This is a genomic window from Vibrio sp. A8-1, assembly GCF_013048685.1.
Taxonomy (GTDB): Bacteria; Pseudomonadota; Gammaproteobacteria; order Enterobacterales; family Vibrionaceae; genus Vibrio; species Vibrio metschnikovii.
The window spans coordinates 1-2532 of sequence record NZ_VHTC01000072.1; the positions used below are offsets into that span (position 1 = coordinate 1).

A 2532-nucleotide genomic window follows, 5' to 3' on the forward strand; every position below is an offset into this window, starting at 1 on the left:
GTGAGCTTACGGCAGCGTAGCTCAACTTATTTCAATTAACCTGATTTAATCATTGTAACTAAATCAACCCGGTCACAATGATGCCAGATAAACTCCTTAACACCCTCGCTAACTTTGAACAGTGGCGAAGCAATAAACCTTCCAGAGGTAGTGCAATCCCTGAAAATTTGCGCCAGCAAGCGATCGCCCTTTTATCGCATTATTCAAAAACAACCATTGTTAAAAAGTTGCGTATTAGTCATGAGCAATTCAATACTTGGCTTACCGCCAACTCATCAAATGATGTATCCAATCACTTTATTTCACTACCCAATACGACGCCAATAACCGAGTTACTTTCTATCGATCTGAAGTTCAACAATGGCAATTCTTTAGCCGTATCAGGCGAAGTCAGCCAAACACGGTTTACTCAGTTAATTGAGGCCATAAAATCATGATCCATTTAACCCGTCATAGTGACATTTTGATTGCTACCCAGCCCGCTGATTTTCGTCAAGGCATTGATGGGTTAGCTGCGCTGTGTAAACAACGCCTTCGTTGTGAGCCTCGCTCTGGTACCTTGTTTGTTTTTATTAATCGTAACAAAACCATGGTGCGTGCACTCGCTTATGAAAATAACGGTTTTTGGTTGATGACAAAGCGTTTATCTAAGGGCAAGTTCTCCGGCTGGCCAACCATTAATAGCGCCATGACGTCCGTGGACGCCAAACATTTACGACAATTACTCAACGGTAATTACATCCCATTATAAATAACCGCTTGATTTCATTTTTAATCGGATCATACTCCATCCTCTTTTTTATCCCCGCAGGCAAAAGGCTTATTGTGGCAAAACCTTTTAACGATATCGATGCACAATCTCTCGATGATTTAATCAAGCGAGTGATTGAAGCCAAAGAAAATAATCTTGCGCTTAGCGCTGATGATTATCAGTTATTGCTTGATGCGTTACTGACATTAACAACAACACAAAACAAGCTGGCTGACCACGGTATCACCGTGCATAAATTACGTAAGTTACTTGGGATTGAAAAATCATCAGAAAAGCAAAGCGACCTGTGTAATGCGCAGAAAAAAACTACCAGCAAGAAAAGTAAAAAACCAAAAACACAGGATGAAGACTTTACACAGGTCAAACCCGTTATCATCAAACATGCGTTAAACGAGATAAATAAAGGAGATAGCTGCCCAGAATGTTTGAAAGGTAAGGTCTATAAAGTCGAGCCAGGCAGTTTATTACGCATTACAGGGCAAACGCCTTTTACCCCAGAGCAACATATTATGGAGCGCCTGCGTTGCAATGCGTGTGGTGCCTACTTCACGGCAAACTTGCCCGATGAAGTATTAAATGATGGTAATAGCCATCAAAAATATGGCTACTCTGCGCGTGCGTTAATGGCGATTTATAAATACTTTGCTGGGCTACCTTTTTATCGTCAAGGCAACATCCAAAAGCTATTGGGCGTCAACATCACTGCGTCGACGGTGTTTGACCAAGTCGAGCTTGTCTGTGATGCGATTTATCCTGTTTACCAGCACTTGTTTGAGCTCGCTGGCGATGCAAAGCACTATTACTTAGATGACACCACCCACCGTATTCTTGACGCCAAGCCAATTGAGAAGAAAGTACGTAATGGCGAGAAAACACGCTTGCGCTCAGGTGTGTATACATCAGGAGTGATTGCCAGCATAAAAACGGGCCATGATATTGTGTTATTTGAAACCAATATTGGGCACGCAGGTGAGTTTATCGACCGGATACTCTACAAACGACAAGTCACTATCATACCGATATTAATGAGTGATGCACTCGCCAGTAATCAGCCAAGTACTTGCGAGGTTGAAACGTCACTTTGTAATAGCCATGCAAGACGCCAGTTTGTCGATGTCATTAATCATTTCCCCGAAGAGGTTGAAAATATACTCACACTCTATGGTGAAGTTTGGCGCAATGAACATACAACCATTGAACGTGAGCTTACCGCACGCGAGCGACTTGAGTACCATCAACAACATTCATTACCCATATTAGAAGCGATTAAAAGCTGGGGTGAAAAGCACTTTACTAATGAAAGCATTGAAGAAAATAGCGGTCTAGGCAAAGCGATCCGTTATTTTTTAAAACACTATGACGGGCTGAGTTTATTTTGCCATCACGAAGGGGTAAAAATAGATAATAACCGCATAGAATCGATGTTAAAAATAGTGGTGCGAGATAGAAAAAATGCGATGTTTCGTAAAAGCTTACTCGGTGCGAACATTGGCGATGTTATCACGTCGATGATAGCAACAGGCAATGAAGCAGGCATCAATGTATTTGATTATTTTACGCGACTGCAACGAGATGCGGATGATGCAAAAAAGCATCCTGAAAAATACCTACCTTGGAATTATCTCGACCAATACCAATAATAAACCGCTCATTATCAAGCAATGCTTGGGCCCGTGGCCTAAGTATTGCCGTGCCTGAAATTTAAGAAACCAGATTTTTCGCTTTATTACCTATGTCACGCCATGCTGCCGTAAGCTCAC

At 41.9% G+C, this 2532-nt stretch carries 3 protein-coding genes; all 3 read left to right on the forward strand.

The genetic code is table 11. The features are described 5' to 3' along the window. The first annotated feature begins 80 nt into the window (after positions 1 to 80). The 3 genes from FKN93_RS17140 (at position 81) to FKN93_RS17150 (ending at position 2412) form a co-directional block, all read left to right on the forward strand. Positions 81 to 437, forward strand: a complete 357-nt coding sequence (locus tag FKN93_RS17140; RefSeq protein WP_170905741.1) for a hypothetical protein — start codon at positions 81 to 83, stop codon at positions 435 to 437. After that, positions 434 to 751: an IS66 family insertion sequence element accessory protein TnpB gene (gene tnpB / locus FKN93_RS17145; RefSeq protein ID WP_170905742.1), complete on the forward strand. Its 318-nt coding sequence runs from the start codon at positions 434 to 436 to the stop codon at positions 749 to 751. Before FKN93_RS17140 ends, tnpB begins: the two co-directional genes overlap by 4 nt. Before the next feature lie 74 nt (positions 752 to 825). Continuing rightward, entirely contained in the window at positions 826 to 2412 is a 1587-nt protein-coding gene (locus FKN93_RS17150) for an IS66 family transposase (RefSeq protein ID WP_170905743.1), read from the forward strand. Positions 2413 to 2532: the final 120 nt, after the last annotated feature.

Coding starts and splice junctions, on each gene's coding strand:
- FKN93_RS17140 (WP_170905741.1), top strand. CDS start 81: ATGCCAGATAAACTCCTTAACACCCTCGCTAACTTTGAACAGTGGCGA.
- tnpB (WP_170905742.1), top strand. CDS start 434: ATGATCCATTTAACCCGTCATAGTGACATTTTGATTGCTACCCAGCCC.